Source organism: Falsiroseomonas selenitidurans (assembly GCF_012103215.1).
Lineage (GTDB): Bacteria > Pseudomonadota > Alphaproteobacteria > Acetobacterales > Acetobacteraceae > Falsiroseomonas > Falsiroseomonas selenitidurans.
Map to the genome: position 1 here is coordinate 60875 of NZ_JAAVNE010000020.1, position 24496 is coordinate 85370.

27 protein-coding genes are annotated in these 24496 nt (G+C 72.1%); 16 read left to right on the top strand and 11 right to left on the bottom strand.

Annotation, left to right across the window (positions count from 1 at the left end; all coding sequences use genetic code 11):
* Window positions 1-12 precede the first annotated feature (12 nt).
* The 4 genes from HEQ75_RS13795 to HEQ75_RS13810 are packed head-to-tail and all read left to right on the top strand — an operon-like array spanning window position 13 to window position 2983.
* Complete coding sequence (locus HEQ75_RS13795) at window positions 13-1050, top strand: glycosyltransferase family 2 protein (RefSeq protein WP_328733922.1); 1038 nt, start codon at window positions 13-15, stop codon at window positions 1048-1050.
* 2 nt (window positions 1051-1052) lie between these two features.
* On the top strand, window positions 1053-1403 hold the full coding sequence (locus tag HEQ75_RS13800; RefSeq protein WP_168031467.1) for a DMT family transporter: 351 nt from the start codon (window positions 1053-1055) through the stop codon (window positions 1401-1403).
* 38 nt (window positions 1404-1441) lie between these two features.
* Window positions 1442-2563 carry an MFS transporter gene (locus tag HEQ75_RS13805; RefSeq protein ID WP_168031469.1) on the top strand — a complete coding sequence of 374 codons (1122 nt, stop codon included), beginning with the start codon at window positions 1442-1444 and terminating at the stop codon, window positions 2561-2563.
* Between the two features lie 9 nt (window positions 2564-2572).
* Window positions 2573-2983 (top strand): DUF3574 domain-containing protein, encoded by a 411-nt coding sequence (locus HEQ75_RS13810; protein ID WP_168031471.1) that lies wholly within the window; start codon window positions 2573-2575, stop codon window positions 2981-2983.
* A gap of 88 nt (window positions 2984-3071) precedes the next feature.
* Here HEQ75_RS13810 and HEQ75_RS13815 read toward each other — a convergent pair whose 3' ends face one another.
* Together HEQ75_RS13815 and HEQ75_RS13820 are read right to left on the bottom strand one after the other, a co-directional pair.
* Window positions 3072-3608, bottom strand: coding sequence for an SRPBCC family protein (locus tag HEQ75_RS13815; RefSeq protein ID WP_168031473.1), 537 nt, complete (start codon window positions 3606-3608; stop codon window positions 3072-3074).
* The gene (locus tag HEQ75_RS13820; RefSeq protein WP_209318538.1) at window positions 3605-3955 is read right to left on the bottom strand and encodes an ArsR/SmtB family transcription factor; all 351 of its coding nucleotides are present in this window, start codon (window positions 3953-3955) and stop codon (window positions 3605-3607) included. The genes HEQ75_RS13815 and HEQ75_RS13820 overlap by 4 nt, the downstream gene beginning before the upstream one ends.
* 171 nt (window positions 3956-4126) lie before the next feature.
* Here HEQ75_RS13820 and HEQ75_RS13825 point away from each other — a divergent pair, with 171 nt between their 5' ends.
* Window positions 4127-4507, top strand: coding sequence for a rhodanese-like domain-containing protein (locus HEQ75_RS13825; RefSeq protein WP_168031477.1), 381 nt, complete (start codon window positions 4127-4129; stop codon window positions 4505-4507).
* A 15-nt stretch (window positions 4508-4522) separates the two neighbouring features.
* On the opposite strand, the gene HEQ75_RS13830 is transcribed toward HEQ75_RS13825, so the two are convergent.
* The 5 genes from HEQ75_RS13830 to HEQ75_RS13850 form a co-directional block, all read right to left on the bottom strand.
* Window positions 4523-5011, bottom strand: a complete 489-nt coding sequence (locus tag HEQ75_RS13830) for a DUF305 domain-containing protein (RefSeq protein ID WP_168031479.1) — start codon at window positions 5009-5011, stop codon at window positions 4523-4525.
* 49 nt (window positions 5012-5060) lie between these two features.
* Complete coding sequence (locus tag HEQ75_RS13835; RefSeq protein WP_168031481.1) at window positions 5061-7850, bottom strand: phosphoenolpyruvate carboxylase; 2790 nt, start codon at window positions 7848-7850, stop codon at window positions 5061-5063.
* Between the two features lie 90 nt (window positions 7851-7940).
* Window positions 7941-8621: a DUF4386 domain-containing protein gene (locus tag HEQ75_RS13840; protein WP_168031483.1), complete on the bottom strand. Its 681-nt coding sequence runs from the start codon at window positions 8619-8621 to the stop codon at window positions 7941-7943.
* A complete protein-coding gene (locus HEQ75_RS13845) occupies window positions 8618-9274 on the bottom strand; it encodes a TetR/AcrR family transcriptional regulator (RefSeq protein WP_168031486.1) in 657 nt (218 codons plus the stop codon). Before HEQ75_RS13845 ends, HEQ75_RS13840 begins: the two co-directional genes overlap by 4 nt.
* Window positions 9271-9906 carry a DUF3313 family protein gene (locus tag HEQ75_RS13850; protein WP_168031488.1) on the bottom strand — a complete coding sequence of 212 codons (636 nt, stop codon included), beginning with the start codon at window positions 9904-9906 and terminating at the stop codon, window positions 9271-9273. Before HEQ75_RS13850 ends, HEQ75_RS13845 begins: the two co-directional genes overlap by 4 nt.
* A 126-nt stretch (window positions 9907-10032) precedes the next feature.
* On the opposite strand from HEQ75_RS13850, the gene glpX (HEQ75_RS13855) reads away from it, so the two are divergent.
* The 6 genes from glpX (HEQ75_RS13855) (at window position 10033) to HEQ75_RS13880 (ending at window position 17496) form a co-directional block, all read left to right on the top strand.
* Window positions 10033-11049, top strand: a complete 1017-nt coding sequence (glpX, locus tag HEQ75_RS13855) for a class II fructose-bisphosphatase (protein ID WP_168031490.1) — start codon at window positions 10033-10035, stop codon at window positions 11047-11049.
* A 300-nt stretch (window positions 11050-11349) separates the two neighbouring features.
* Window positions 11350-13806, top strand: coding sequence for a calcium-binding protein (locus HEQ75_RS13860; protein WP_168031492.1), 2457 nt, complete (start codon window positions 11350-11352; stop codon window positions 13804-13806).
* Window positions 13807-13974: 168 nt separating this feature from the next.
* Window positions 13975-14979 carry a class II fructose-bisphosphatase gene (gene glpX / locus HEQ75_RS13865; RefSeq protein WP_168031494.1) on the top strand — a complete coding sequence of 335 codons (1005 nt, stop codon included), beginning with the start codon at window positions 13975-13977 and terminating at the stop codon, window positions 14977-14979.
* On the top strand, window positions 14976-16766 hold the full coding sequence (gene recJ / locus HEQ75_RS13870) for a single-stranded-DNA-specific exonuclease RecJ (RefSeq protein ID WP_168031496.1): 1791 nt from the start codon (window positions 14976-14978) through the stop codon (window positions 16764-16766). Before glpX (HEQ75_RS13865) ends, recJ begins: the two co-directional genes overlap by 4 nt.
* Window positions 16767-16843: 77 nt before the next feature.
* Entirely contained in the window at window positions 16844-17143 is a 300-nt protein-coding gene (locus HEQ75_RS13875) for a hypothetical protein (protein ID WP_168031498.1), read from the top strand.
* 107 nt (window positions 17144-17250) lie between these two features.
* A complete protein-coding gene (locus HEQ75_RS13880; RefSeq protein WP_168031500.1) occupies window positions 17251-17496 on the top strand; it encodes a hypothetical protein in 246 nt (81 codons plus the stop codon).
* 22 nt (window positions 17497-17518) lie between these two features.
* Here the strand turns inward: HEQ75_RS13880 and HEQ75_RS13885 are convergent, their stop codons facing one another.
* Both HEQ75_RS13885 and HEQ75_RS13890 read right to left on the bottom strand, forming a co-directional pair.
* Complete coding sequence (locus HEQ75_RS13885; protein ID WP_168031502.1) at window positions 17519-18025, bottom strand: hypothetical protein; 507 nt, start codon at window positions 18023-18025, stop codon at window positions 17519-17521.
* A gap of 113 nt (window positions 18026-18138) precedes the next feature.
* Complete coding sequence (locus HEQ75_RS13890; protein WP_168031504.1) at window positions 18139-19176, bottom strand: LLM class flavin-dependent oxidoreductase; 1038 nt, start codon at window positions 19174-19176, stop codon at window positions 18139-18141.
* 58 nt (window positions 19177-19234) lie between these two features.
* Between HEQ75_RS13890 and HEQ75_RS13895 the strand changes: the two genes are divergently transcribed.
* Together HEQ75_RS13895 and HEQ75_RS13900 are read left to right on the top strand one after the other, a co-directional pair.
* A complete protein-coding gene (locus tag HEQ75_RS13895; protein WP_168031506.1) occupies window positions 19235-19729 on the top strand; it encodes a nucleoside deaminase in 495 nt (164 codons plus the stop codon).
* Between the two features lie 448 nt (window positions 19730-20177).
* A complete protein-coding gene (locus HEQ75_RS13900) occupies window positions 20178-20840 on the top strand; it encodes a PEP-CTERM sorting domain-containing protein (RefSeq protein ID WP_168031508.1) in 663 nt (220 codons plus the stop codon).
* 59 nt (window positions 20841-20899) lie between these two features.
* Here the strand turns inward: HEQ75_RS13900 and HEQ75_RS13905 are convergent, their stop codons facing one another.
* The gene (locus HEQ75_RS13905) at window positions 20900-22192 is read right to left on the bottom strand and encodes a DUF445 domain-containing protein (RefSeq protein WP_235961604.1); all 1293 of its coding nucleotides are present in this window, start codon (window positions 22190-22192) and stop codon (window positions 20900-20902) included.
* Window positions 22193-22295: 103 nt separating this feature from the next.
* On the opposite strand from HEQ75_RS13905, the gene HEQ75_RS28790 reads away from it, so the two are divergent.
* From HEQ75_RS28790 to HEQ75_RS13915, 3 genes are read left to right on the top strand one after another with little or no spacing between them, the layout of a single operon-like run.
* Window positions 22296-22427, top strand: coding sequence for a hypothetical protein (locus tag HEQ75_RS28790; RefSeq protein WP_268887754.1), 132 nt, complete (start codon window positions 22296-22298; stop codon window positions 22425-22427).
* Window positions 22424-23170 carry a metal ABC transporter ATP-binding protein gene (locus HEQ75_RS13910; protein WP_168031513.1) on the top strand — a complete coding sequence of 249 codons (747 nt, stop codon included), beginning with the start codon at window positions 22424-22426 and terminating at the stop codon, window positions 23168-23170. The genes HEQ75_RS28790 and HEQ75_RS13910 overlap by 4 nt, the downstream gene beginning before the upstream one ends.
* Before the next feature lie 43 nt (window positions 23171-23213).
* Window positions 23214-24038 carry a metal ABC transporter permease gene (locus HEQ75_RS13915; protein ID WP_168031515.1) on the top strand — a complete coding sequence of 275 codons (825 nt, stop codon included), beginning with the start codon at window positions 23214-23216 and terminating at the stop codon, window positions 24036-24038.
* 13 nt (window positions 24039-24051) lie between these two features.
* On the opposite strand, the gene HEQ75_RS13920 is transcribed toward HEQ75_RS13915, so the two are convergent.
* On the bottom strand, window positions 24052-24495 hold the full coding sequence (locus HEQ75_RS13920) for a GNAT family N-acetyltransferase (RefSeq protein WP_168031517.1): 444 nt from the start codon (window positions 24493-24495) through the stop codon (window positions 24052-24054).
* Window position 24496 lies beyond the last annotated feature (1 nt).

Sequence of the window (24496 nt, forward strand, 5' to 3'; positions counted from 1 at the left end):
GGAGAACGCGACGTGACCGAACATTTGGCCCGCCAGACCGCGCCCGTCACCGGGTTGGCCAGCTTCCTGCCACAGCCCGGCGGCACCGCCATCGGCCTGTCCATCGTCGTGCCGGTCTATCGCGGCGCCGCGACGGTGGGTGCGCTGGTGCAGGCCCTGTCCGCGCTGCGCCCGGTCGGCGGGCTTGAGATCGTGCTGGTGAACGACGGCAGCCCGGACAATTCGGCCGAGGTCTGCCGCGCCCTGGCCCGCAATGCCACCGTACCGCTGACCTACATCGAGCATGCACGCAACTTCGGCGAGCACAACGCCGTCATGTCCGGCCTGCGCCAGGCCCGCGGCGCCTACGTCATCACCATGGATGACGACCTGCAGAACCCGCCGGAGGAGGTGGTGCGGCTATACGACCATGCGCGCCTCGGCGGGTGGGACGTGGTCTACACACGCTACGCCAAGAAGGAGCATGAGGGCTGGCGCAACCTGGGCAGCCGCTTCGCCAATGGCGTGGCGGATTTGCTGCTGGACAAGCCGAAGGGCCTGTACCTGTCCTCCTTCCGCTGCATGTCGGCGCTGGCGGTGCGGGAAGTGGCGAAGTACAGCGGCCCCTACCCCTATGTGGACGGGCTGCTGATGCAGGTGACGCAGCGGCTGGATTCCATCGAGGTGAAGCACCTGCCGCGTGCCGAGGGCCGGTCCAACTATACGCTGAAGCGCCTGGTGCTGCTGTGGCTGAACCTCGCCACCAACTTCTCCGTGCTGCCGCTGCGCATGGCGATCCTGGCCGGCGCCGCCATGGGCGTGCTGGGCCTGATCGCCGCCGCCGTGGTGGTCTTCGAGGGCCTGAGCGGGGAGACCCCCTCCGGCTGGGCCTCCATGATGACGGTGACGCTGCTGGTCGCGGGCGTGCAATTCCTGATCCTGGGCGTGCTGGGCGAGTATGTCGGCCGCGCCTTCCTCTCTGCCAACGGCAAGCCGCAGGGCGTGGTGCGGGAGGTGGTGACGGCGCGGCCGGATGCCGCCGAGGCCGCGCCGATGCGCGCGGCATCCTGAGCATGATCGCCGCCTGGGTCACGCTGGCCGCCGCCATCACCACCTCGCTCATTGGGCAGATCCTGCTGAAGGCGGGGGCCAGCGGGTCCGTCGCGGCGGAGGCCGGATTCCTGGACCAGCTGTTCCGCTGGCAGACGATCGTGGGGCTCGGCTGCTACGGTGGCGCGGCGCTGCTGTACATCATCGCACTGCGGAAGATCCCGATGTCGGTCGCCTTGCCCTGCACGGCCGCCAGCTACGTGGTGATCGCGCTGATCGGCTGGGGCATGTTCGGCGAGAGCCTGGGCATGGCGAAGATCGCCGCCATCGGGCTGATCTCCGCCGGCGTGGTGCTGCTGGCGACCACCGCCTGAGCGCCAGCCGGAAAGGGGCGGCGCCGCCGCCCTGGCTGGTGCTGGCCGCGCTGGGCATCACCCAGATCCTCGGCTGGGGCACGGCCTATTTCCTGCCCGGCGTGCTGGGCGCGGCGATCGAGGCCGATCTCGGCCTGCCCGCCGGCACCGCCTTCGCCGGCATCGCCATCCTGCTGGGCCTGGCCGGGGCGCTGGCGCCGCGCGTCGGCCGCGCGATCGACCGCCATGGCGCCCGCCCCGCCATGGCCACCGGATCCTGCGCCTTCGCCGCTGGGCTGGTGCTGCTGGCCTTCGCGCAGGGGCCGGCGCAGGCGGTGGCGGCCAGCCTGGTCATGGGCGTGGCCGGTGCGCTGGCGCTGACCGAAGCCGCCAATGCCGCGCTCGCCGCCCTGGGGGCGGAGGGCGCGCGGCGCCGACTGGGCTTCCTCGCCCTGGCTTCCGGCCTGAGTTCCGCCGTCACCTGGCCCGGCCTGGCGGCGCTGGAGGCGCTGTGGGGCTGGCGCGGTGCGGTGCTGGCGGCGGCGGCGATCCACCTGGCGGTGGCGCTGCCGCTGCACCTGCTGTGCATCCCGGCCGCACCGCGCGGCGCCCGCCCTGCGCGGGCGCCGGCCACGGGGCCGCTGCCGGTGCGGCTGCGCTGGCTCTCCGCCGCGCTCACCCTGCAGGTGCTGGTGGGCAGCGCCGTGCTGGCGAACATGGTGGCACTGGTGCAGGCGCTGGGGCTGGAACGCGGCAGCGCCATCTGGTGGGCGGCGCTGATCGGCCCGGCGCAGGTGGCGGCAAGGCTGCTGGACGTGCTGGGCGGTGGGCGGTTCCGGGCGGTGACCACCGCCTCCGCCGCGCTGCTGCTGATGCCGGCGGCGCTGCTGCTGCCGCTGGTCGTCGCCGGCTCGGCGCCGGCCTTCGTCCTCGCCTATGGGCTGGCCTCCGGCGTCATGTCCGTGATGCGGCCGGCCTGCCTGATCGAGTTGCATGGGACAGAGGGCTACGCCACGGTGGCCGGCCGGGTGATGGCGCCGGTGACCACCGCCATGGCCCTGGCGCCGGCCGCCTTCGCGCCGCTGCTGGCGGCGCTGGGGGCGGAGGTGGCGCTGGCGGTCGCCGGCCTGGGGTCGGTGGGCGCCTTCCTGCTGCTTCGCATGGCAGCGCGGTCGACGTAGGCTTGTCGGATGAAGCGCCTCACCATCCTGCTTGCCGCCCTGCTCGCCGCCGGCTGCGCCGCCGGGCCGCCGGATTCGTGCCCGGCCGGGCTGACGCCGGGGGTGCGGGCGGAAGCCTTCTTCGGGCGTAGCGCGGCAGGGGTGCAGGTTGTGGACGATGCCGGCTGGGCTGCCTTCCTGGACCAGGTCGTGACGCCGGCCTTCCCGGATGGGCTGACCGTGCTGGACGCGGCCGGGCAATGGCGCGGCAGCACCGGCCAGGTGGCGCGGGAAGCCGCCAAGCTGCTGGTGGTGGTGCTGCCCGGCGCCGATGCGGCGCAGGCGGCGGACCGCCTGGCGCCGGTGGCGTCCGAGTATCGCGAGCGCTTTGGGCAGGAGAGCGTGCTGTTGCTGGCGGCGCCGACCTGCCTGCGGTTCTAGGCCGCGCCACGCGGCGGGTGGGCACCGGCCTTCATTGCCTCCCCCGACCCTCACCCCCCCTGTGGGTGGAGAGGGTTCTTGGGCGGGGCTATTCCGGCAGGCGTGTGGCGTAGTCCGCCTTCAGGCGCTGCCAGCCGCTCCAGAAATCCGGGGCCGGGCGGCCCGTCGCGCGTGCCTCCAGCATGTCCAGGTGTCGGTGCCAGCCGGCGCTGACGTTCAGCAGGCTGGCGCGGTCCGGCAGGCGCTGGTGCAGGATGGTCAGCAGCACCTGGTCGCCCTGCGCCGCCAGGGTGAAGCGGACGGCGCTGGCCGTGCCCCAGGTGATGTCGAGCCGCCGCGGCGCGTCCACCGCCGTCACCTGGCCGCGCATCCGGTGCTCCGCCGGGAAGCCCTCCGGGCGCTGGCCGGGGGTCTCGTTCAGTTCGTCATTGCGCCAGACCAGTTCGAACCCGGTGCCGGGCTCCAGCACCATCTCGCCGGCCGCCAGCCATTGGCGGCGCAACGCGCTTTCGGTGAGATACGCCCAGACCCGCTCGATCGGGCCGGGCAGCAGCCGGGCGATGCGCAGGGTGTCGGGGCCGGTCAGCTCGCCGTGGTCGGCCAGCATCGTCGCAAGCGCGGTCATGTGTGCTCTCCTCCTTCGGGGGTGGTTGGCGGGTCCGCCTGGCGCAGCAGGCGGTCGAGGACATCGAGGCGGCGGGTCCAGAAGGCCTCGTAGAAGGCCAGCCAGTGATGCGCGCCAGCCAGCGGAGTGGGCTCCAGCCGGCACAGATGGGTGCGGCCGCGCACCTCCCGCCGGATCAGCCCGGCGGCCTCCAGCGTGCGGATGTGCTTGGAGGCGGCGGCCAGCGACATGGCGCAGGGCTCGGCGAGCTGCCCGACACTGCGCGGCCCCTCCGCCAGGCTGCGCAGCATCCGGCGGCGCGTGGCATCGCCAAGCGCATGGAAGACGCTGTCGAGATCGGCGGCCATGCATTGTGATTCAACCATATGGTTGAACATCAGGCGCAGCGGCCGGAATGTCAACTGAAAGGTTAAACATTGGTCCGGGATGCCGAATGGTTGAACCGGCCCGGCGGCGGCTGGCCGCAGCCTGGCCAATCGCGCTAGCGTGGCGTGCCAGGACAAGGGAACGGATCCGCCATGCCGACCACGGTCAAGGAGATGCTCGCCGCCGCCAACGACGCCGTGCCGCGGATTGCGCCGGCCGAGGCGAGGGCGATGGCCGAGCAGCCGCAGGTGGTGCTGCTGGATGTGCGCGACGCGGCGGAGGTGAAGGCCTCGGGCAAGGCCAAGGGCGCCGTCGCCGTCTCTCGCGGCCTGCTGGAGTTCCGCGCCGACCCGGAAAGCCCGCTGCACGACGCCGCCTTCGACCGCGCCAAGACCATCATCGTCTACTGCGCCTCGGGCGGCCGCTCCGCCCTGGCGGGCAAGACGCTGCGGGACATGGGCTACAAGGACGTGCGCAACCTGGGCGGCTTCAAGGACTGGGTTGAGGCGGGCGGCGAGGTGGAGAACGCCTGACGCGGCAAGCCGCGCTCAGGGCATCCGCGGCGGCAGGCCCGGCGCGGATGCCGGGCTCGGGCTGCGCTCGATCTCCGCCACCAGGGCGCGCATCTCGGCGATCTCGCGCAGCTGGGTGGCGATGATCTGGTCCGCCAGGTGGCGCACCCGCTGGTCCTGAAGGGTGGCCCGCGCGCTGGTCAGCACCGCGATGGAGTGGTGCGGGATCATCGCCTTCATCCAGGCCACCTGCCCCACCGTCGCCTGGCTGCGTACCAGCCACAGCGAGCCGCCGAAGACCAGCAGGCTGGCGGCCAGGATGGCGCCGTTGGCACGGCGATTCGGATACATGCCCAGCATGAACAGCATCATGATGAAGGCCATGGTGGCCCCCATCAGCAGCGCCATCCACAGCCTGGTCTGGCTGAAGAACACATGTTCCACCGCCCAGGTGTTCAGGTACATCAGCCCGAACATGACGATCGTGGAGGTGGCGATCATCGCCGCGAAGCGCCCGTAGCCCATGGTCCTGCCCCTTCCGGTCCTGGGCAGAACGGCAGGCAGCGGCGCGGGTTCAGCCGAAGGCGCCGACCTCGTGCACGATCACGGCGGAGCATTCCCGCACCAGGGCGAACAGCCGGGCCATGGGTGTGAACAGCGCCGCGTGCTCGGCGGCGTAGGAAGCCCCGCCGCGGCCCGGCGCGGGTTCGTGGAAATCCAGCCCGGTGGCGGGGTCCGGCCGGGCAGGGAAGACATCGGCCAGCAGCGACAGGGCGCGTTCCACGTCCAGTTGCAGGATGCCGCGCACCAGCGCCTCCCGCGTCGCGCCGTGGCGCGGGCTGAATTCCGGGATCTGCACGGCCAGCAGCCAGATGCGATGGATCAGCGCCAGCCGCAACGCATGCAGCAGCACAAGCCGGTCCGCCATGCGCGGCAGCGCCGGCCAGGCAGCGCGCAGCGCCAAGTGGTCCGCTTGCAGGCGGCGGAACATGCGCCGCACATCCGCTGAAAGGCCCAGCCTTTCCAGCGCCGCGGCCACGTCCATCAGCTCCTCCCGCCGCCCGGGGCGGGTGGTGGCGCCGGCGCGGTCCAGCCAGGGGCCGGGGTCCAGCGTGTCCACCCCCGCGCGCAGCACGCCGAGGTCCGAATACGCCGCGGCGCGGGCGGCCATGGCAACGGCGCGGGCGAAGCGCGGGCTTTTCGCCAGCATGTCGGCGAAGCCGTCCGGATTGGCGGCCACCGCCGCGCCCAGCCCGTGCAGCGTGTTCGCCAGCCAGCCCATCTGGTGCAGGATGGCGTTGTTGGGGATGGCCCGCAGCTGCGACGGGTGGCTGATGCGCGCCGGCCCGCCCATGTCCGACTGCCGTGCCGCGGGGCGCGACCCGGTGCGGTCCAGCAGGCCGGGGCCGAAAGCGCCCAGCAGCGCGGCGTAGCCGGGATCCTCCACCAGCACCTGCATCTCGCGCCGGATGGTGGCGAAGAAGTCGGCGCCGTAGTCGCTTTCGGCATAGATCGGGTCCGGCTCCGCCGGTGGGGCGGCAAAGGCGTGCTCGGCGATGCGGGCGATGGTGGCGATGGCCAGCGCCGGGGTGCCGAACAGCAGGTAGCCGTCGCCGCCCTGGAAGCTGCTCTCCTCCCGCAGCTTCAGCCCGGCACGGCCCAGTGCGGCGCGGGCCTGGGGCGGGGAGAGGTAGGCCAGCCGATCCGCGAGGCTGTCCGGATGCCCGCCGCGGCCGATGCTCTCGCCATGCGTGTCGAACAGCACCAGCTCGATGTCCGAGAGCCCGTGCCGGCGCAGCTGGTCCGCCAGGCGCAGCTTCAGGCGCTCCGCCAGGTAGCTGGCGGGCAGCTGGCCGACATAGCGGCCGGAATCGGAATAGCCGAATTGCAGGCACAACCGGCCATGGGCGCGCAGATAGTCGCGGAAGACGGGGCTGCGCAACGCCTCCTCCACCACCTTGTCGCCGCGCTCCAGCGCTTCTGCCGTCTCGAACAGGGGCGAGATCTCGATGTGCTGGTCGATGCCCAGGCGCTTGGCCAGCCAAAGGGCGCCGAGCAGCGTGTAGCCGCTTTCGGTCTCCGCGATCAGGAAGCGCACGGGCTGGCTGGCATCCACATGCTTGACGATCTGCGCCACTGTCATCATCAGCCGCACGGCGGAAGCCTGTTCCGCCATCAGCGCGCCGAAATCCACCGGCTGCGCCTGCACCTCGCCCAGCGCCGCATTCATCGCCGCCAGCAGGCCGCGGCGGCTGGCCATGTCGTCCGGGCTGGCGGTCAGCCCCAGGCGCTGGCGCAGCGCGTTGTGGATCTGGCTGGCGTTGAGCCGCGTATGCGTATGCGCCAGCGCCAGGCCATGCGCCGCCAGTCCCGCCCGGGCCACGGCCAGCGCCCGGCAGGCGGCCTCGTCCGCCGCCGCCGCCATGGCGGCGGGGAACAGGCCGAGCAGCGGCCCGGGATCGGTCAGCGCCGCCGCCCGTTCGCCGATCAGCACCGCAGCGAAGCCCTGCACCGCCTCCGGAACCGGGGTCTGCGGCAGGGCTTCCAGCTGCCGCGCCACCGCGGCCTCGGCCTCGGCCACCCGGCGGGCAATCGGCGCGGCGCAAGGGCCGATGGCGGCCAGTTGCGCCGCCAGCCGCTGCAATTGCAGACGCTTCATGGTCAGCCGCAGGCCAATCGTGTCCCACCAGCCGATATCGGTGCGGCCATCCGTGTCGTAGCCGACCCAGGAGGTCAGCAGGATCGGCGCCGGCAGCAGCGCCTGCCAGCGGTCGCCCCAGATGCCGCCCGCCGCGCGCAGCAGCGCATCGTTCAGCGCATCCAGGGCATCCCGCCCGCGCTGGATGGCGGAAGCGGCCTGAACGAATTCCTCGGTCAGCGTCGGCGCTGCCGGGCGATGCGACAGGCCGCCGGGGAAATTGGCGCCGGAGGCCGAAGCCGCCACCGCCGCGCCAGTGGCCGGCGGCAGGGAGAAGGTGGGATGCGCGGTGAAGACGGCGGCGAAGCGCGGCCGCTCCACCATCTCCCGGAAGGTGGCGAAGGGCACCGGGCTGTCCTGCGGATCCGGCCGCACCAGCCGCGCCGCAAGCGCTTCCAGCGCCGGGCCGCCGCGGTCCAGCCCGACATAGGCGGCAAGGCGCCGGGCGCGTTCCGCCGCGGCACCATCGGCCAGCCGCGCGAGGATGACGGCGACCGCCTCCGCATCGAGGCGACCATCATCCAGTCGCCGGCTGATCGCCAGCGCGATCAGCAGGACCGGGTCGCCAAAGGGGTCGGTGGCCGCAGCCTCCCGCGCCTCACGCAGGCGCAGCAGCAGCTCGGCGATGGTGTCGCGGGCGGGATCCGCCGGGGGGGCGTCGTTCATGGCCAGCCCATGCTGCATCTGCGAAGGGTGCTTTCGCCAGCGGATTTTGCAGCGCGGCAGACGGCGGCACGAAGGCACCCTCAGCGCGGTTCAGGCGGTGGCTGGCGAGGCCGGGCGCAGCGCCGCGACGATCCAGGCCAGGCCGATCGCCACCAGCCATGCCTCCCACGCCATGAAGGCGATGGGCGCGGCTTCCACAACCGGCAGGGCGGGCAGGCCGGCGGCCAGCGGTTCGCTCAGCCCCAGCAGCCACAGCGGCAGCAGCAGCAGGCCGAAGGCGGCCAGCCAGGGCTGGCGCGGGGCCAGGGCCAGGGAAAGCCGCAGCGTCCAGGCACAGAGCAGCACCTGACCCAGCACCTCCCCCACCCCGGCGCCGGCGAACTGGTGCAGCGCGATATAGGCGGCTGCCATGGCCACCTGCGTCACCTCCGTCGCGCCCGGCGCCTGGTGCGCGGCGGCCAGCACCGGCACGGCGACCACCCAGCGCAGCAGGCCCGCTGCCATGGCCAGGGCGGCGGCGGGGGCGAGCCAGCCCTGGCCCGAAAGGCCGGCGCGGCGTTCTGCCATCGGCCCGATCCAGGCAAAGGCCAAGGCGCCGGCGGCAAAGGCGATCCAGGCCACCACCAGCGCCGGACCGGCGGCGTGGAAGCGGGCCATCACCTCGCCCGGCGGCAGGCGCAGCACGTCGTCATAGCCGAACAGGACGGACAGCACAGTGAAGGCGGCGTTCAGCACCAGGACGAGGAGGATCAGCGCAAGGCCGGGGATCATGGCGCGTCCTCCGGCGCCGGCCCGTAGGCACGGTCCACCAGGAAGGCCAGCGCCGCGTCCAGCCGCGCCTGGCCCTCCGGAGTCGCCAGGTCGAGGCCCGCGAAGCGGCCCATGCTGCGTCTCGCGAGCGTCATGTAATGCAGTGCCGCCAGCAGCACGGCGTTGACGGCCGGCGCGTCGACGCCTGCCGGCGGGCTGCTGCCGCGCAGCATCCCGCCCACCCATTGGCCGAAGGCGGCGCTGCGGGCGGCGTCCAGCTTGCGCAGCGGGGCGCCGGTCTCGGCCAGCTCCCAGGCCAGCAGCCGCTGCAGGGCGAGGTCGCCGCGCAGGCCCTCGGCATAGGCCGAGAGCAGCGTGCCGATGCGGTTGCCGTAGGCAGCGCCTTCCGGCAGTTCGGGCGGCGGGCCGGCGAGCCAGAGGGCAATGTCCTCGCCCAGCGACTCCAGCAGCCCGTCCATGCCGCCGAAATAGCGGTAGATCAGCTTCTTGTCGCAACCGGCCTCGGCGGCGACGGCGTTCGGGCCGAGCGCGGTGAAGCCGTCCCGCGCCAGGACTCGGATTGCGGCCTGCATCAGGCCGCGGGCGGTGGCATCGCGGTCGCGCGACCGCGGGGTGGCGGCGTCGCGCGGCCGCGGGGTGGGTGCCGGGCTCATCGGGCGTCGGCCCAGTTCTGCGGGCGGCGCGGCAGCTGGGCAGCCAGGGCGGCGGCGTGGCGGGCCAGCGCGGCGCGCGCATGGCCATGTGCGCGATAGTAGTTCAGCGGCCCGCCGAGCCAGGGCGTCGCGTTGCCATGGGTGGACAGCGCCGCCAGGCGCTCGCCGGTGGTGGCGTCCACCACCTCGGCCTCGGAAGCCGCGCCGCCGCCGGTGACCGGGCCGATGAGCAGCGTGGTCGCCAGGTTCAGCCTGACATTGGCCCGCTCGTAGCCGGTGATGGCGGCGCGCACGCGCAGCGACTCTGCCGGATTGGCCGGCGCGGCGTCCAGCAGGAGGTAGTTGCGGGCGGCGAAGGCCTCCCGCAGCGCGGCGCGGTAGCTGGCGCGCAGCGCCGCGAGCTCGGCCGCATCCGGGGCCTCCGGCGCGCCGGCGCCGGGGCTGAAGGCGACCTCCTCCACCCAGACGCTGCGATAGCCGCGCAGGCGGTCCGGCACGGCGGTGAAGGCGCGGCTGCCATCCTCGGCCGCGGGCGGCGGGGCGGCGAGGAAGCCGGTGGCGGTGGTCTGCTGGCCGGCGCAGGCGGCGAGGAGCAGCAAGGCGGCCAGGGTGGCGGAACGGCGCGGGATCATCGGGGGTCTCCAGGAATTGTCACTGTGTGGAGACATTCATAAGTCACCGATTGGGGACATGCAAGCCCCTTTTCGCCGCCCGCGGTTCAGGGCAATCAGGTCCGCACAGGATCCGGAGGATGACCCGTGGCTGAGACCGACACCCCGCATGACCGTCAGGTCCATGTCGACCGCAACCTGGCGCTGGAGCTGGTGCGCGTGACCGAGGCGGCGGGGCTGGCGGCCAGCCGCTGGATGGGCCGCGGCGACAAGAACGCCGCCGACGGCGCCGCCGTGGAAGCCATGCGCCGCGCCTTCGACACCGTCGCCATCTCCGGCACCGTGGTGATCGGCGAGGGCGAGATGGATGAGGCGCCGATGCTCTATATCGGCGAGAAGGTCGGCCTCTATGCCAAGGCGGGCGGCGGGCCGGAGGTGGACATCGCGGTGGACCCGCTGGAAGGCACCACCATCACCGCCAAGGGCGGCCCCAACGCCATGGCCTGCGTGGCGCTCGCCCAGAAGGGCGGCTTCCTGCACGCGCCCGACATCTACATGGACAAGATCGCCGTCGGCCCCGGCCTGCCGGACGGCGTGGTGGACCTCGATGCCTCGGTGGAGGAAAACCTCCGGAACCTGGCCCGCGCCAAGGGCCGCAGCGTCACCGATCTCGTCGTCTGCCTGCTGGACCGCGACCGGCACAAGGAGATCGTCAAGCGCTGCCGCGCCGCCGGCGCGCGCATCATGATGATCCCCGATGGCGACGTCTCCGGCGTCGTCGCCGTCTCCCAGATCGATACGGGCGTCGACATCTACCTCGGCTCCGGCGGGGCGCCGGAAGGCGTGCTGGCGGCCGCGGCGCTGCGCTGCATCGGCGGGCAGATGCAGGGCCGCCTGATCTTCGAGAACGAGGACCAGGTGCTGCGCGCCAAGGAAATGGGCATCACCGACCCGCAGCGCGTCTATTCCATGACCGACATGGCCAGGGGCGACGTGATGTTCGCCGCCACCGGCGTCACCACCGGCCCGATGCTGCGCGGCGTGCGCGACTTCGGCAAGGGCGCCATCACCCATTCCATCGTCATGCGCTCCAAGTCCGGCACGGTCCGGTACGTCGAAGGGCACCACAATTTCGCGCTGAAGCCCGCGGCCTTCGCCGGTTGAACGACGCCGCCACCCCACCCGCTGACAACCTCGCGCCCGGCGTCGCCCGCAGCGCCAGGGCGTCGGGCCGCGCCGTGGTGACCGAACGGGCCGTGCTGGCCCGCATGGAGCGCTCGATAGGGTGGTCGAGGCGGCTGCGGTCATTCTCCGCCTCGAACACCTGCAACAGGCGCGCAACCATGTGACGACGGTTGCACGGCGCCGATAGGCCGCGCAGCAAACGCCGCACGGGGCGGCATCCGCCCGTAACGCCGCCGAACGAGATTGCCGTCCGTCATCAGGACGCACGGAGATCCCGCCATGCCCATCATCCTCAACCTCGGCTATTCGAAGCCAAAACTGAACGACACGCTGGACGGCGGCGCGCTCGACGATCTGCTGGATGGCGGGGCCGGCCACGACCTGCTCAACGGCCTTGAAGGGGCTGATACGCTGATCGGCGGCACCGGCCGCGACACGCTCCTCGGCGGCGAGGGCAACGACCGGCTCGACCTCACCCACGCCGCCACCGGCGACACCCTCGAGCGCGCCGAAGGTGGCGCCGGCAACGACCTGCTGATGGGCCATGCGACCGCGGTGGCCACGGCGAACGTGTTCCTGATCGGCGGCGCCGGCAACGACACGATCCAGGGCTTCGGCGTGCGGGACAACATCGCCGACTACGCCGACCGCACGCAGGCCATCAACGCCCGGCTCGGCAATGCCAGCTCCACCAGCGGCACGGCGAAGATCGGCACCGAGACCGACGTGCTCGACAACGTCGTGCGCATCCGCGCCACCGCCTTCAACGACACGCTCTATGGTGGCTGGCAGGACGAGACCTTCATGCCCGGCCACGGCGCGGATACGATCAGCGGCGGCAACGGCCAGGACTGGCTCGACTATTCCGACGAGACCGTCGCCGTCACCGTGAACATCGCCACCGGCAAGGCGGTGGACGGCAGCGGCGCGACCGACGCCTTCAGCGGCATCGACGCCGCCTCCGGCGGCATGGGCAACGACACGCTGACCGGCAATTCTAAGGGCAACGTCTTCCGCGGCCTCGGCGGCAACGACAGCATCGACGGCGGCGGCAGCTGGGACTCCGTCCGCTACGACGGCAGCCACCTCGCGCCGATGGCCGCCACGGGCATCGTTGCCAATCTGCAGACCGGCATCGTCTCCCAGGACGGCTACGGCGGCACCGATACGCTGGCCAATATCGAGGAGATCGCAGGCTCGCGCCTGAACGACGACATCACCGGGCGCGACACCGGCAGCAACACCCACATCAAGGGCCTGGAAGGCAACGACACGCTGCGCGCGCCCTTCGCCGACAGCCGCGTCCTCGCCGACTACCGGGAGAGCCCCGGCGCGATCGAGATCAACCTCTCCGCGGTGGACGCCGTCTCCTCCTTCGGCAACCTGATCGAGGCGGGCACCGGCCGCGACGGGCACGGCTACGTGGACAGCTTCGACAAGATCCAGGGCATCATCGGCACCAACCAGGGCGACTGGATCCAGGGCGGCGACCAGCCCTGGGAATATGGCGAGCGCCTGCTCGGCTGGGCCGGCGACGACACGATCATCGGCGGCTGGGGCGACGACACCATCTTCGGCGGCCAGGGCGTGGACGTGCTGGTCGGCAGCAAGGGCATGGATTTCCTCTCCTTCGCCGCCTATGCGGAGAGCGAGGGCGTGCAGACCCAGGGCGCCGTGGCCAGCCTGCTGACCGGCGTCATCGCCAATGATGGCTGGGGAAATGTCGAATTCCTCGGCATCGGGCCCGACAACGAATTCGAGGTGCTGTTCGGCACCGCCTTCGGCGACGATTTCGAGGGCAAGAAGATCGACGATGCCGGGGTGATCAGCGAGCAGATGGAATGCCAGCTTCGCGGCAGCCAGGGCGCCGACACGCTGCGTGCCGCCGAGGGTGACGAGCGCTGGGTCTCGGCCGACTACCTGACGGACGCGGATCTGGACGGCGACGGCTACGGCGTCACCGTCGACCTGGTTGCCCAGACCGGCATCGATGGCTGGGGCACCACCGACACGCTGGTGAACATCGGCGCCACCCGCGGCAGCCAGTTCCGCGATCTCCTGCTCGGCAACGACGGCGACAACTGGTTCCGCGGCGAAGGCGGCAACGACACCTTCCATGGCGGCGAGGGGGTGGACCTGGCGAGCTGGTTCAGCAGCACGACCGGCGCGGTGGTGGACCTCGCCGCCGGCACGGCGCAGGACGGGCTCGGCGGCACCGACACCTTCACCTCGATCGAGCAGGTGGTCGGCTCGAAGGCGATGTCGGACACGATCTACGGCTCGGATGTCGCGAACCGGATTTCGGGCTATGGCGGGAACGACCTGCTGGACGGCCGGGCCGGGCAGGACACGCTGTATGGCAATGACGGCGCCGACACGCTGATCGGCGGCGACGGCGCCGACAAGCTCACCGGCGGGGCGGGGGCGGACCGCTTCCTCTGGGGCAATGCCTTGCAGGGCGGCGACACCGTGGCCGATTTCACGGCTGGCGACCGCCTCGCCTTCTCCAGCGCCGGCTTCGACCCGACGCTCTCGCTGGGGGCGCTCGACGCATCCCGCTTCGTGGCGGGGAACGGGGCGGTCGGGACCGGCAATCTGGGGCAGTTCGTCTACGACACCGCCAACGGCCAGCTTGCCTGGGACGCGGACGGCGCCGGGGCGGCGGCGGAGGTGCTCATCTGCACGCTCACCGGCGCCCCGGGCCTCGCGGCGAGCGACCTGCTGATCATCGGGTAGGCCCGGGGCATCGCCACCCGTCGGGAACGGCGTGGCGATCCTCCCAGGTGGGACGGCATCCGACCTGATGCTGGCGGCCAGGGGTCGGAGGGGCGGCTCCGGCCGGGGGTGCCCTTCCACCGGTCAGGGTGCTGCTATAAGTCATGGCGAAGGCGTGGAGGATGAGACATGGCCGAGCATGACCGTCAGGTCCATGTCGACCGCAACCTGGCGCTGGAGCTGGTGCGCGTGACCGAGGCGGCGGGGCTGGCGGCCAGCCGTTGGATGGGCCGCGGCGACAAGAACGCCGCCGACGGCGCCGCCGTGGAAGCCATGCGCCGCGCCTTCGACACCGTCGCCATCTCCGGCACCGTGGTGATCGGCGAGGGCGAGATGGACGAGGCGCCGATGCTCTATATCGGCGAGAAGGTCGGCCTCTATGCCAAGGCGGGCGGCGGGCCGGAGGTGGACATCGCGGTGGACCCGCTGGAAGGCACCACCATCACCGCCAAGGGCGGCCCCAACGCCATGGCCTGCGTGGCGCTCGCCCAGAAGGGCGGCTTCCTGCACGCGCCCGACATCTACATGGACAAGATCGCCGTCGGCCCCGGCCTGCCGGACGGCGTGGTGGACCTCGATGCCTCGGTGGAGGAAAATCTCCGGAACCTGGCCCGCGCCAAGGGCCGCAGCGTCACCGATCTCGTCGTCTGCCTGCTGGACCGCGACCGGCACAAGGAGATCGTCAAGCGCTGCCGCGCCGCCGGCGCGCGCATCATGATGATCCCCGATGGCGACGTCTCCGGCGTCGTCGCCGTCTCCCAGATCGATACGGGCGTCGACATCTACCTCGGCTCCGGCGGGGCGCCGGAAGGCGTGCTGGCGGCCGCGGCGCTGCGCTGCATCGGCGGGCAGATGCAGGGCCGCCTGATCTTCGAGAACGATGACCAGGTGCTGCGCGCCAAGGAAATGGGCATCACCGACCCGCAGCGCGTCTATTCCATGACCGACATGGCCAGGGGCGACGTGATGTTCGCCGCCACCGGCGTCACCACCGGCCCGATGCTGCGCGGCGTGCGCGACTTCGGCAAGGGCGCCATCACCCATTCCATCGTCATGCGCTCCAAGTCCGGCACGGTCCGGTACGTCGAAGGGCACCACAATTTCGCGCTGAAGCCCGCGGCCTTCGCCGGTTGAACGACGCCGCCACCCCACCCGCTGACAACCTCGCGCTCGGCGTCGCCCGCAGCGCGCTCGGCCGCCGCTGGACCTGGCGCCAGGGCGATGCGCGCATCGGCCTTGGCATCGCCCAGCGCCTGGGGCTGCCGGAGCTGGTGGGGCGGCTGCTGGCCGCCCGCGGCGTGGGGGTGGAGGCGGCGGCGGATTTCCTGGAACCGACGCTGCGCGCCCTGCTGCCGGACCCCTCCTCGCTGCGCGACATGGATGCCGCCGCCGCCCGGCTGGCCGATGCGGCGCAGGCGCAGGAACAGGTGGTGGTGTTCGGCGACTACGACGTGGACGGCGCCTGTTCCGGCGCGCTGACCGTGCGCTTCCTGCGCGAGATCGGCTGCCGCGTCACCCACTACGTGCCGGACCGGATCAATGAGGGCTACGGCCCCAATACCCGCGCCATCGCCACCATCTGCGACCGCGGCGCGACGCTGATCGTCACGGTGGACTGCGGCATCGCCGCGGCGGTGGCGCTGGAGGCCGCGCGCGGCCGGGCGGACATCGTCATCCTGGACCACCACAAGGCGGAAGGCCCGGTGCCGATGGTGCGCGCCGCGGTCAATCCCAACCGGCTGGATTGCCGCAGCGGCCTTGGCCATCTTTGCGCCGCCGGCGTCGCCTTCCTGGCTGCCGTCGCCACGGTGCGGGAAATGCGGCGCCGCGGCGCCTTCGCCAGCCGGCCGGAACCGCGACTGCTGGACCTGCTGGACCTGGTGGCGCTGGCCACCGTCTGCGACGTGATGCCGCTGACCGGGCTGAACCGCGCCCTGGTGGCGCAGGGTCTGAAGGTGATGGCCCGCCGTGGCCGGGCCGGCATCGCCGCGCTGCTGGATGTGGCATTGGCCAAGGATGCGCCCAGCGCGCACACCCTGGGCTTCCTCCTGGGCCCGCGAATAAATGCCTCCGGCCGCATCGACGAAAGCGACCTCGGCCTGCGGCTGCTGCTGGAGGATGACGCGATCGAGGCCCGTGCCATGGCGGAGCGCCTGGACCTCGTGAACAAGCGGCGGCAGGAGGTGGAGGCGGATGTGCTGGCCGCCGCCATGGCGGAGGCGGAACGCCAGGCCGGCCATGGCCATCCGGTGCTGCTGGTGGTGGGCCAGGGCTGGCACCCCGGCGTGGTGGGCATCGTCGCCGGGCGGATGAAGGAACGCTTCAACCGCCCAGCCTGCGTCGCCGGGCTCAATGAGGGGCTGGCCAAGGGATCCGGCCGTTCCGTCGCCGGGGTGGATCTGGGGGCGGCCATCATCGCCGCGCGCCAGGCCGGGCTGCTGGAGACCGGCGGCGGCCACGCCATGGCCGCGGGCTTCAGCTTTCAGGCAGCGCGGGAGGGGGAGTTCCACGCCTTCCTCGACGAACGCCTTTCCCACGCCGCGGAACTGCCCGGTGCGGCGGACCTGTGGGTGGAAGGGGCGCTGACGGTGCCCGGCGCGACGGTGGAGGTGGCCAGCCAGATCGCGCGCCTGGCCCCCTTCGGCGCCGGGAACGAGGAACCGGTCTTCGTGCTGTCCCGTGCCCGGGTGGTCCGGGCCGACCGCGTCGGCAAGGAGGGCGGGACCATCCGCGCCTTCCTCGAGGGCGAGGGCGGCGGGCCGCGGCTGAAGGCCATCTGCTTTCGGGCGAAGGAGGGTCCGCTGGCCGCCGCGCTGCTTGGTGGCGGTGTGTTGCACCTCGCCGGGCATCTCAGGGCGGAAAGCTGGAACGACACGGTGAGCGTCGGCTTCCATGTGGTGGATGCGGCGCCCGCCGGGTGACGACCGCCGGGGTCGTGACGCGCCGTAACTTTGCCGGACCCTTGAATGGAAACCCGGGCCGGGCAACATCATGGTCCATGGAAACGCACCGAACCCCGCCCGTCCTGGACATGACGCCCGAGGGGGAGTTCCGGCACCCGCCGGCCCCGCCCCAGCCGGGCTGGCTGGACCGCACCCTGGCGCGCGTCGGCGGCGTGGCGCTGCTGATCGCCCTCATTGCCGGCGGCCTCGTTCTGGCGTCGCTGGCCGTGGTCTTCGTCGGCCTGATCCTGCCGGTGCTGCTGGTGGCCGGGCTGATCGGTGCCGGGTCCATCTGGTGGCGGCTGCGCCGTGCCCGCCAGCAGGGCCGGCCGGTCTTCGTGGTGATGCGCCGCTGACGGAGAAGCCGTTCCGGGTCGCCACGGACCGGCTCTATGAGGTTTCCCCCCGCGGCACCCCCTGGACCGAGGGCGATGCCGGCGCGGCCGCGGCAAGGCAGCGGCGGATGCGCTGGCTGTTCGGCATCGGGGTGGCGGTGAATGCGCTGACCTGGACCGGCGCCGGTGCCGCGCTGGTGCTGGGCGGGCCGGCATGGGGCGCGGGGGCTGGCCTGCTGGCGGTGCTGACGGCGCCGCTGCTGGGCCTTCCGGCGCTGGGCGAGGCCGTGGGCCGACACCGCGCGCGGCAACGCCACCGTCGACGCCCGGCCCGCTTCGATGCGCCGCGCGATGCGTCGGGCGATGGCGCCTGACCGGGTGCGGCGCCGGTGCTGTTCAACCTGGCGTGTCGGATTCGCCGGCGAAGGGATTGGCATAGGCCAGGATCACCGCGTCGCCATAGTTGTAGTGCTCGATCTCGCGGTCCACGAAGCGGCCGGTGCGCCGGCCATTGGCGCCGGGGAAGGGAAAATACGGCTCCATCGCGATGACCCTTCCCGGCCCGTTCGGCCAGATCACGTTCATATGGGCGAAGCCGGTCAGGTGCTTGAAGGCGATGCAGACCGGCGTGGGGCCGATCGGCAGGCGGTCCAGCGTGGCGTGGGGGGTCTTGAACACCATGGTGCCCATCTTCAGCCGCTTGTCCCGCGACCAGGCGGTGACGAGGTATTGCGGCTGCATCGCGCCGTTGTCGTCCACGCTGCGCCAGTAGATGTCGATGATCTCGCGCTGCGTCCAGCTCGGCCGGCCGCCGGCCACCGCCTTCAGCCACCAGGCAAGGCAGGCGGCCCAGCAGGAATTCTCATGCAACTGGCCCATGCTGGGCGTGGTGCGATAGCTCATCGGTGGACCTCCGGCCGTCGCCGAGGGGCGCCGGTGGCGCAGCAGGCGCCGGGCGGCGTCGGAGGGTCAATGAGCCGGCACGTGGCGTGAAGCGCCGCGAAACCGTGTTGCGTTCAGGCCGCCTCGGCGACCCGCAATGTTGCAACCGCCGCCGCCAACAGGCGGTAGCTTTCCTGCCGCGCGGCCGCGTCGTGGCAGGGGCTGAGCACGGCGATCTCCTCCACCCCATGCGCCTCGGCCAGCGCGGCCAGGCGTGTCGCCACCTGTTCGGGGGCGCCGACCAGGGCGCGGGCGCGCATCCGGGCCACCCGCGCCGCCTCCTCCGCCGTGTAGGGATAGGCCTCGGCCTCCTCCACGCTGGGCAGCGGGGCGAAAACGCCCTGGTCGCGCCACAGCCGCGACAGGGCGCGGGACTGGAACAGGCGGAACGCCTCCGCCTCCGTGCCCGCGGTCAGGGCGAAGACGGCCAGCGCGCCCTGCGGTCTCGCCAGCCGGCCCGCCACGCCGGGATGCGGGCGGAATCCCTCCCGGTACAGTGCCATGGCGCCCTCACTGCCGCGCCCATCGGTGATGAAATGCGCGAAGCAGTAGGGCAGGCCGAAATAGGCGGCGAGCTGGGCGCCGAAATCCGAGCTGCCGAGGATCCACAGCTCCGGCCGCGTCGGGATCGCCGGGTTGGCGGCGACCATGCGGAAGGGGTGGCTATCCGGCAGCCCGTCGCCGAGCCAGCCCATCAGGTCCTGCACCTGCTGCGGAAAGCGGTCCGCCGCGGCCGCCGCATCCGGGTTCAGCGCATAGGCGGTGCGGCCATCCGAGCCGGGGGCGCGGCCGACACCGAGGTCGATGCGGCCAGGCGCGATCGCCTCCAGCACCCGGAACTGCTCCGCCACCTTCAGGGCGGAATAGTGCGGCAGCATCACGCCGGCGGTGCCGATCCGGATGCGCTGGGTGGTGGCGGCGATGGCCGCGGCCAGCACCTCCGGCGCCGTGCCGGCATGGGCCTCGCTGTTGTGGTGTTCGGCCAGCCAGTAGCGGCGATAGCCCAGGCCATCCGCCAGCCGGGCCAGCGCCAGCGTCTCCCGGATCGCCGCATCGGCGCCGCGGCCGGAGGCGATGGTGGACTGGTCGAGAATGGACAGAGCAAGCGGCATCGGGAACCCTCCACCTTCGCAAGGTGGGGCCTTCGCCCCGCCACGTCGAGGGACCGCCATGACGGACGAGGCAGCGCACGCGGTGACGGACGAGGATTTCATGCGCCAGGCCATCGCCCTGTCGCGGCGCGGCATGGAAGGCGGCGCGGGCGGGCCCTTCGGCGCGCTGGTGGTGGCGGAAGGGCGGGTCGTGGCGGAAGGCTGGAACCAGGTGACCAGCACCAACGACCCCACCGCGCATGCGGAAATCGTCGCGATCCGCCGCGCCTGCACCGCGCTCGGCCGGTTCGACCTGCGCGGCGCCACGGTGTTCACCAGCTGCGAGCCCTGCCCGATGTGTCTGGCCGCGCTGTACTGGTCGCGCTGCGACCGCGTGGTCTACGCCAATGGCCGGGCGCAGGCCGCGGCGATCGGCTTCGACGACGACGTCCTGTACCGCGAGGTGGCGCTGCCCATCGATTCCCGCCACCTGCCGATGCGCCGCCTGCTGGCGGCCGAGGCGCTGGAGGTCTTCGCCGAGTGGGCGGCGAAGCCGGACCGCATTGCCTATTGAGGCTAGTGCCATTTCACCGACGGCGAGGACGGTGAAATGGCTCTACCTTTTTGTTCCGACGCATTTTCCGAGTCGCCTTGCGAAGCCGCAAGGCTCGAAAATGCTTTAAATCACCGATCGCCGGCGCGCAGCCGCCGCATAACGGCGAGGTAGACGCTGTCAATCAGGGCCAGCAGGGGATCGCGGGAGGGTGTGGTCATGTTCCTGTGTTTCCTTGGACGCGAGACCAGGATCATGCAGGTCAATCCCCTATCAGCGACTTAAAGTGGTTTTTGATTTGGACGAGATCCCACGCGATGGAACATGAGTCGCCGCAGTTGACACCCCTGCCGGTTTTGCGGCGAAACGGTAAAGGAATCATTCAGAATCAATAGGGTTCCCGCCTGGCACGGCGGTTGCTGTCTGTCTGCCCGCAGCGCTCCTGCTGCCAGACAAGGGATCGACAGCCATGTTCAAGAACATTCTCGGCGCCGCGGTCGGCGCCATGGCCCTGATGGGCGTTTCCGCGGCACAGGCCGGCCCGGTGAGCTTCAGCATCCTCTCCGGCGGCTTCGATATCGGCTCCGGCTACGGCACGGGCAACGGGCAGCTCGACGCGACCTTCACGGACCTGGTCACCCCGCAATCCTTCAGCCTGAATCTCGGCGAGACGGAGTCCTTCCTGTTCGGCCGCGTGACGCTGAACGAGACCTGCATCAACCCGACGCTGTTCTGCGGCAGCTTCCCGTCGAACCTGCTCTCCAACGAGACCAACAATCTCGACGTCGTCGCCAACCTGACCTTCACCAGCCCGCTGTCGGAACTGGTGCAGGTGGTGGCCGCCACCGGCGCCTTCAGCGGCCCGGTCGATGACCTGCTGGAGAACATCCCCGGCGTCAGCATCACCGACTTCTTCATCGACTTCGATCCGGTGGCGGTGAACTTCGGCGATGGCGGCAGCTTCGTGGTCGATGTCGGCGACATGTACTTCGCGGAGAACGGCTCCATCACCAACGGCGCCAATGTGACGCTGACGGCGGTGCCGGTGCCGGAGCCCGCCTCCCTCGCCCTGTTCGGTGCCGGCCTGCTGGGCCTGGGCATGGTGCGTCGGCGGCAGAACCGCGCCGCCTGAGCGATGCGGCTGAAGCGGCCGAACCCCGTGGTCCCGGGTTCGGCCGCGCTCCGTTTCCGCTACACGGCGACGCGGCCGAACAGGGCCGTCAGCAGGGCGAACAGGGTGCCGCCGACCAGGAAGCCCACCAGCGTCCCGTTCATCCGCACATATTGCAGGTCGCGCCCGACGCGCAGTTCGATGCGCTCCGTCACCGTCGCGGTGTCCCAGCCCCGCACCACGCTGGCGATGAACTCCGAAAGCTGGGTTCGGGCGCGCGGCAGCAGGGCGATCAGGGCGCGCTCCGCCGCGCGATTCAGCCTTTCCCGCGCCGCCGGGTCCTCGGCCAGCATGGTGCCGAGATTGCCCAGCGCCCCGGCCAGCGCCTGCACGGTGCGGCCTTCCGGATTGGTGGCATCGGCCTCCAGCGCCGCGCGCAGCCGACCCCAGATATCGCCCAGCCAGGCGGCGACGGCGGGATGCGCCAGGGCGTCGCGCAACGCGCGGCCGACGGCGGCGGCGCGTTCCGGATCCGTCTCCAGCCGCGCGATCTCGCCACGGATCCAGGCCTCGAAGGCGGCGCGCAGGTCGCTGTCGCCGGGCTGCACCCGGTCCAGCTCCGCATTCAGGGCCGACAGCACGCGCCGCGCAATGCCGGCGCCGGCGATCCAGCCAACCAGCGCGCCGCCTTCCGCCCGCACCCGCGCGGCGATCGCGGCCTGCAACTGGTCCTCCTTCGCCACCAGAACGGTCTTGAGCTGGCCGATCGCCAGGTCGAACACCTCCTGGTGCCGGCCGCCCTCGATCAGCGCGGTCAGCGCGCGGGCCAGGACGCGGGCGGCCCCGGGGCCGCCGGCGATGCGCGGCAGCAGCCGGCCGAGCAGGCGGCGCGCGCGGCCATCCTCCAGGCTCGCCAGGATGCGCGGCATGGCACGGGACAGGGCCGCGGCGGCCGGTTGCACCGCATCGGGGTCAGAGAACCAGTCGCGCAGCACGCTGGCGAGATCCAGCCGCGCCAGCACCCGCGCCACCTCGGCCTCGGTGAAGACATGGTTGGCAACGAAGCGGCCGAGCCCGGCGCCCAGCCTTTCCTTCTGCATCGGGATGATGGCGGTGTGCGGGATGGGCAGGCCGAGCGGGTGGCGGAACAGCGCCGTCACCGCAAACCAGTCGGCGATGCCGCCCACCACGCCGGCCTTGGCGGCCGCCTGCAGCAGGTCCGTGGCATAGGAGGGCGGCAGCGCGTAGCTGCCCAGCAGCAACCCGCCCATGCCGGCCAGCAGGCCGGTGGCGGCCGCGCGATGCCGGCGCAGGCCGCGCCGCAGCGCGATCTCGGGGTCCTCGGCTTGGGGAAGGCGGGGCGGATGTGGCAAATGGGCGGGTCTGTCCTGCATCGCCTGCGCAGGTAGTCCGCCGCAGGGGCTTTGCCCAGGGCGACGCCGAACGCTATAGAGGGTGTGACGTTATAAGGTAACCATGCGCCTCCCCCTCCCCCAGTTGCCGCGCGACCCGCTCGACCTGTCCTCCGGCGCCGCTGCGCGGCTGCTGCTGGCGGCCGGCGTGCTGGCGGCGCTGTGGGCCGCGGTAGCCTGGGCCTTCGCCGCATGAGCGCCGCGCCGCGCGGGCCGGCGGTGGAGCTGGCCAACCTGACGGCGACGCATCAGCGCCACCCGGCGGTGCATCACGTCACCGCGCGCTTCGCGCCGGGGTCTCTGGCGGCGATCGTCGGGCCGAACGGGGCGGGCAAGACCACTCTGCTGCGCAGCATCGCCGGGCTGCACCGGGTGGATGAGGGGCGTGTGGTGCTCTCGGGCAGCCGGGCGCGTGTCGCCCTGCTGCCGCAGCAATCCGGCATGGACCGCAGCTTTCCCATCCTGTGCCTGGACGTGGTGCTGCAGGGGTTGTGGTCGCGGCTGGGTGCCTTCCGTGCCGCCGGCGGGGCGGAGCGCGACCGCGCCCAGGCGGCGCTGGAGGCCGTGGGGCTTGGCGGCTTCGCCAGGCGCCCGGTCGCCGCGATGTCCGCCGGCCAGTTCCAGCGCCTGCTGTTTGCCCGGCTGCTGGTGCAGGATGCCGACCTGATCCTGCTGGATGAGCCGTTCAACGCCGTGGATGCCCGCACCGCCGCCGACCTCCTGGCCGTGCTGCGCCGCTGGCATGGCGAGGGCCGGACCGTGCTGGCGGTGCTGCACGACCTGGACCTGGTGCAGCGTGAATTCCCCGATTGCCTGCTGCTGGCGCGGGAGGCGATTGCCTGCGGCCCGACGGCCGAGGTGCTGTCCGCCGCCAACCGCCTGCGCGCGCGGCGGATGGCGGAAGCCTGGGACGAGGCGGCGCCGGCCTGCGCGGCCTGACGCGGTGGAGTTCCTGTTCGGCCCCTTCCTAGAATTCGGCTTCATGCGCCGCGCCCTGGTGGGATGCCTGGCGCTGGCCGTGGCGGCGCCGCTGCTCGGCGTGTTCCTCATGTTGCGGCGCACCAGCCTGACGGCCGAAGTGCTGGCGCATGGCGTGACGCCGGGCATCGCCGCCGGATTCCTGATCGCCGGCCTGTCGGTGCCGGCCATGTCGCTGGGCGGGCTGGTGGCGGGATTGCTGGTGGCGGTCGGCGCCGGCGCGCTGTCCCGCGCCACGGGGGGGCGGGAGGATGCGGCGCTGACGGCGCTGTACCTGATTGCGCTGGCGCTCGGCGTCACCCTGGTGTCGCTGCGCGGCGGGGCGGGGGATCTGACGCATCTGCTGTTCGGCCAGGTGCTCGGGGTGGATGACCAGGCCCTGCTGCTGATGGCCGGCGTCGCCACCCTGACCCTTCCGGCCCTGGCGCTCGCCTGGCGGCCCCTGGCGCTGGAGTGCTTCGACCCCGGCTTCGCCCAGGCCGAGGGCGTGCGCGGCGGGCTGTGGCACGGGCTGTTCCTGGTGCTGGTGGTGCTGAACGTCCTGGCCGCCTTCCAGGCCATGGGCACGCTGATGGCGGTGGGGCTGATGATGCTGCCGGCCGTCGCCGCGCGGCACTGGTCGCGCGAATTGTCCGGCATGGCCTATGCCGCGGTGGGGCTGGCGGTGGCCGCCGCCGGCGCCGGGCTGCTGGCCAGCTTCCACCTGGACCTGCCCTCCGGCCCCGCCATCGTGCTGGCGGCCGGGCTGTTCTGGGCGGTGTCCGTGGTGGCGGGCCCGGTGGACGGGCTTTGGGCGCGGCTGGCGCGGCGGCCGCACCTGGCGGGCTGATCACGTCGGCCAATCAGGTTGGGCGGATCTCGAACCAGGTCTTGGCGTCGCGGGTGAAGCCGGCGGATTCGTAGAAGCGCAATGTCGATTCCTGCCGCGAGCCGGTCGCGAGGCCGATCCTGTAGCAGCCTGCCGCCCGCGCCTGCGCCACCGCCGCATCCAGCACGGCGCGGCCCAGCCCCTGACGGCGGTGCGCCTCATGCGTCACCACATTCTCGATCAGCGCATAGGGCCGCGCGCCCCGCGTCAGGTTCGGCACGATCACCAGGGTGCAGCTGGCGACCAGCGCCCCCGCCTGCTCCGCCACCAGGATGTGGATCAGCTCCGAGGCCAGCAAGGCCGCCCACGCCGCCTCCGCCGCTGCCGGCGCCGGGGTCGGGTCCGCCGGGCTCAGATGGCGGAGGAGCGCCAGAAGGCCAGGCAGATCCTCCGCGCATGCGGCTCTGACGATAGCCATG

Bases quoted from the DNA above. Each gene is read 5' to 3' on its own strand.
- HEQ75_RS13890 (WP_168031504.1), bottom strand. From the start codon at position 19,176: ATGCCGCTTGCTCTGTCCATTCTCGACCAGTCCACCATCGCCTCCGGC.
- HEQ75_RS13910 (WP_168031513.1), top strand. From the start codon at position 22,424: ATGAGCGCCGCGCCGCGCGGGCCGGCGGTGGAGCTGGCCAACCTGACG.
- HEQ75_RS13920 (WP_168031517.1), bottom strand. From the start codon at position 24,495: ATGGCTATCGTCAGAGCCGCATGCGCGGAGGATCTGCCTGGCCTTCTG.
- HEQ75_RS13875 (WP_168031498.1), top strand. From the start codon at position 16,844: ATGGAAACGCACCGAACCCCGCCCGTCCTGGACATGACGCCCGAGGGG.
- HEQ75_RS13825 (WP_168031477.1), top strand. From the start codon at position 4,127: ATGCCGACCACGGTCAAGGAGATGCTCGCCGCCGCCAACGACGCCGTG.
- HEQ75_RS13915 (WP_168031515.1), top strand. From the start codon at position 23,214: ATGCGCCGCGCCCTGGTGGGATGCCTGGCGCTGGCCGTGGCGGCGCCG.
- glpX (WP_168031494.1), top strand. From the start codon at position 13,975: ATGGCCGAGCATGACCGTCAGGTCCATGTCGACCGCAACCTGGCGCTG.
- HEQ75_RS13860 (WP_168031492.1), top strand. From the start codon at position 11,350: ATGCCCATCATCCTCAACCTCGGCTATTCGAAGCCAAAACTGAACGAC.
- HEQ75_RS13820 (WP_209318538.1), bottom strand. From the start codon at position 3,955: ATGGCCGCCGATCTCGACAGCGTCTTCCATGCGCTTGGCGATGCCACG.
- HEQ75_RS13880 (WP_168031500.1), top strand. From the start codon at position 17,251: ATGCGCTGGCTGTTCGGCATCGGGGTGGCGGTGAATGCGCTGACCTGG.
- HEQ75_RS13800 (WP_168031467.1), top strand. From the start codon at position 1,053: ATGATCGCCGCCTGGGTCACGCTGGCCGCCGCCATCACCACCTCGCTC.
- HEQ75_RS13850 (WP_168031488.1), bottom strand. From the start codon at position 9,906: ATGATCCCGCGCCGTTCCGCCACCCTGGCCGCCTTGCTGCTCCTCGCC.
- HEQ75_RS13840 (WP_168031483.1), bottom strand. From the start codon at position 8,621: ATGATCCCCGGCCTTGCGCTGATCCTCCTCGTCCTGGTGCTGAACGCC.
- HEQ75_RS13895 (WP_168031506.1), top strand. From the start codon at position 19,235: ATGACGGACGAGGCAGCGCACGCGGTGACGGACGAGGATTTCATGCGC.
- HEQ75_RS13885 (WP_168031502.1), bottom strand. From the start codon at position 18,025: ATGAGCTATCGCACCACGCCCAGCATGGGCCAGTTGCATGAGAATTCC.
- HEQ75_RS13830 (WP_168031479.1), bottom strand. From the start codon at position 5,011: ATGGGCTACGGGCGCTTCGCGGCGATGATCGCCACCTCCACGATCGTC.
- HEQ75_RS13810 (WP_168031471.1), top strand. From the start codon at position 2,573: ATGAAGCGCCTCACCATCCTGCTTGCCGCCCTGCTCGCCGCCGGCTGC.
- HEQ75_RS13815 (WP_168031473.1), bottom strand. From the start codon at position 3,608: ATGACCGCGCTTGCGACGATGCTGGCCGACCACGGCGAGCTGACCGGC.
- HEQ75_RS13900 (WP_168031508.1), top strand. From the start codon at position 20,178: ATGTTCAAGAACATTCTCGGCGCCGCGGTCGGCGCCATGGCCCTGATG.
- HEQ75_RS28790 (WP_268887754.1), top strand. From the start codon at position 22,296: ATGCGCCTCCCCCTCCCCCAGTTGCCGCGCGACCCGCTCGACCTGTCC.
- HEQ75_RS13845 (WP_168031486.1), bottom strand. From the start codon at position 9,274: ATGAGCCCGGCACCCACCCCGCGGCCGCGCGACGCCGCCACCCCGCGG.
- HEQ75_RS13835 (WP_168031481.1), bottom strand. From the start codon at position 7,850: ATGAACGACGCCCCCCCGGCGGATCCCGCCCGCGACACCATCGCCGAG.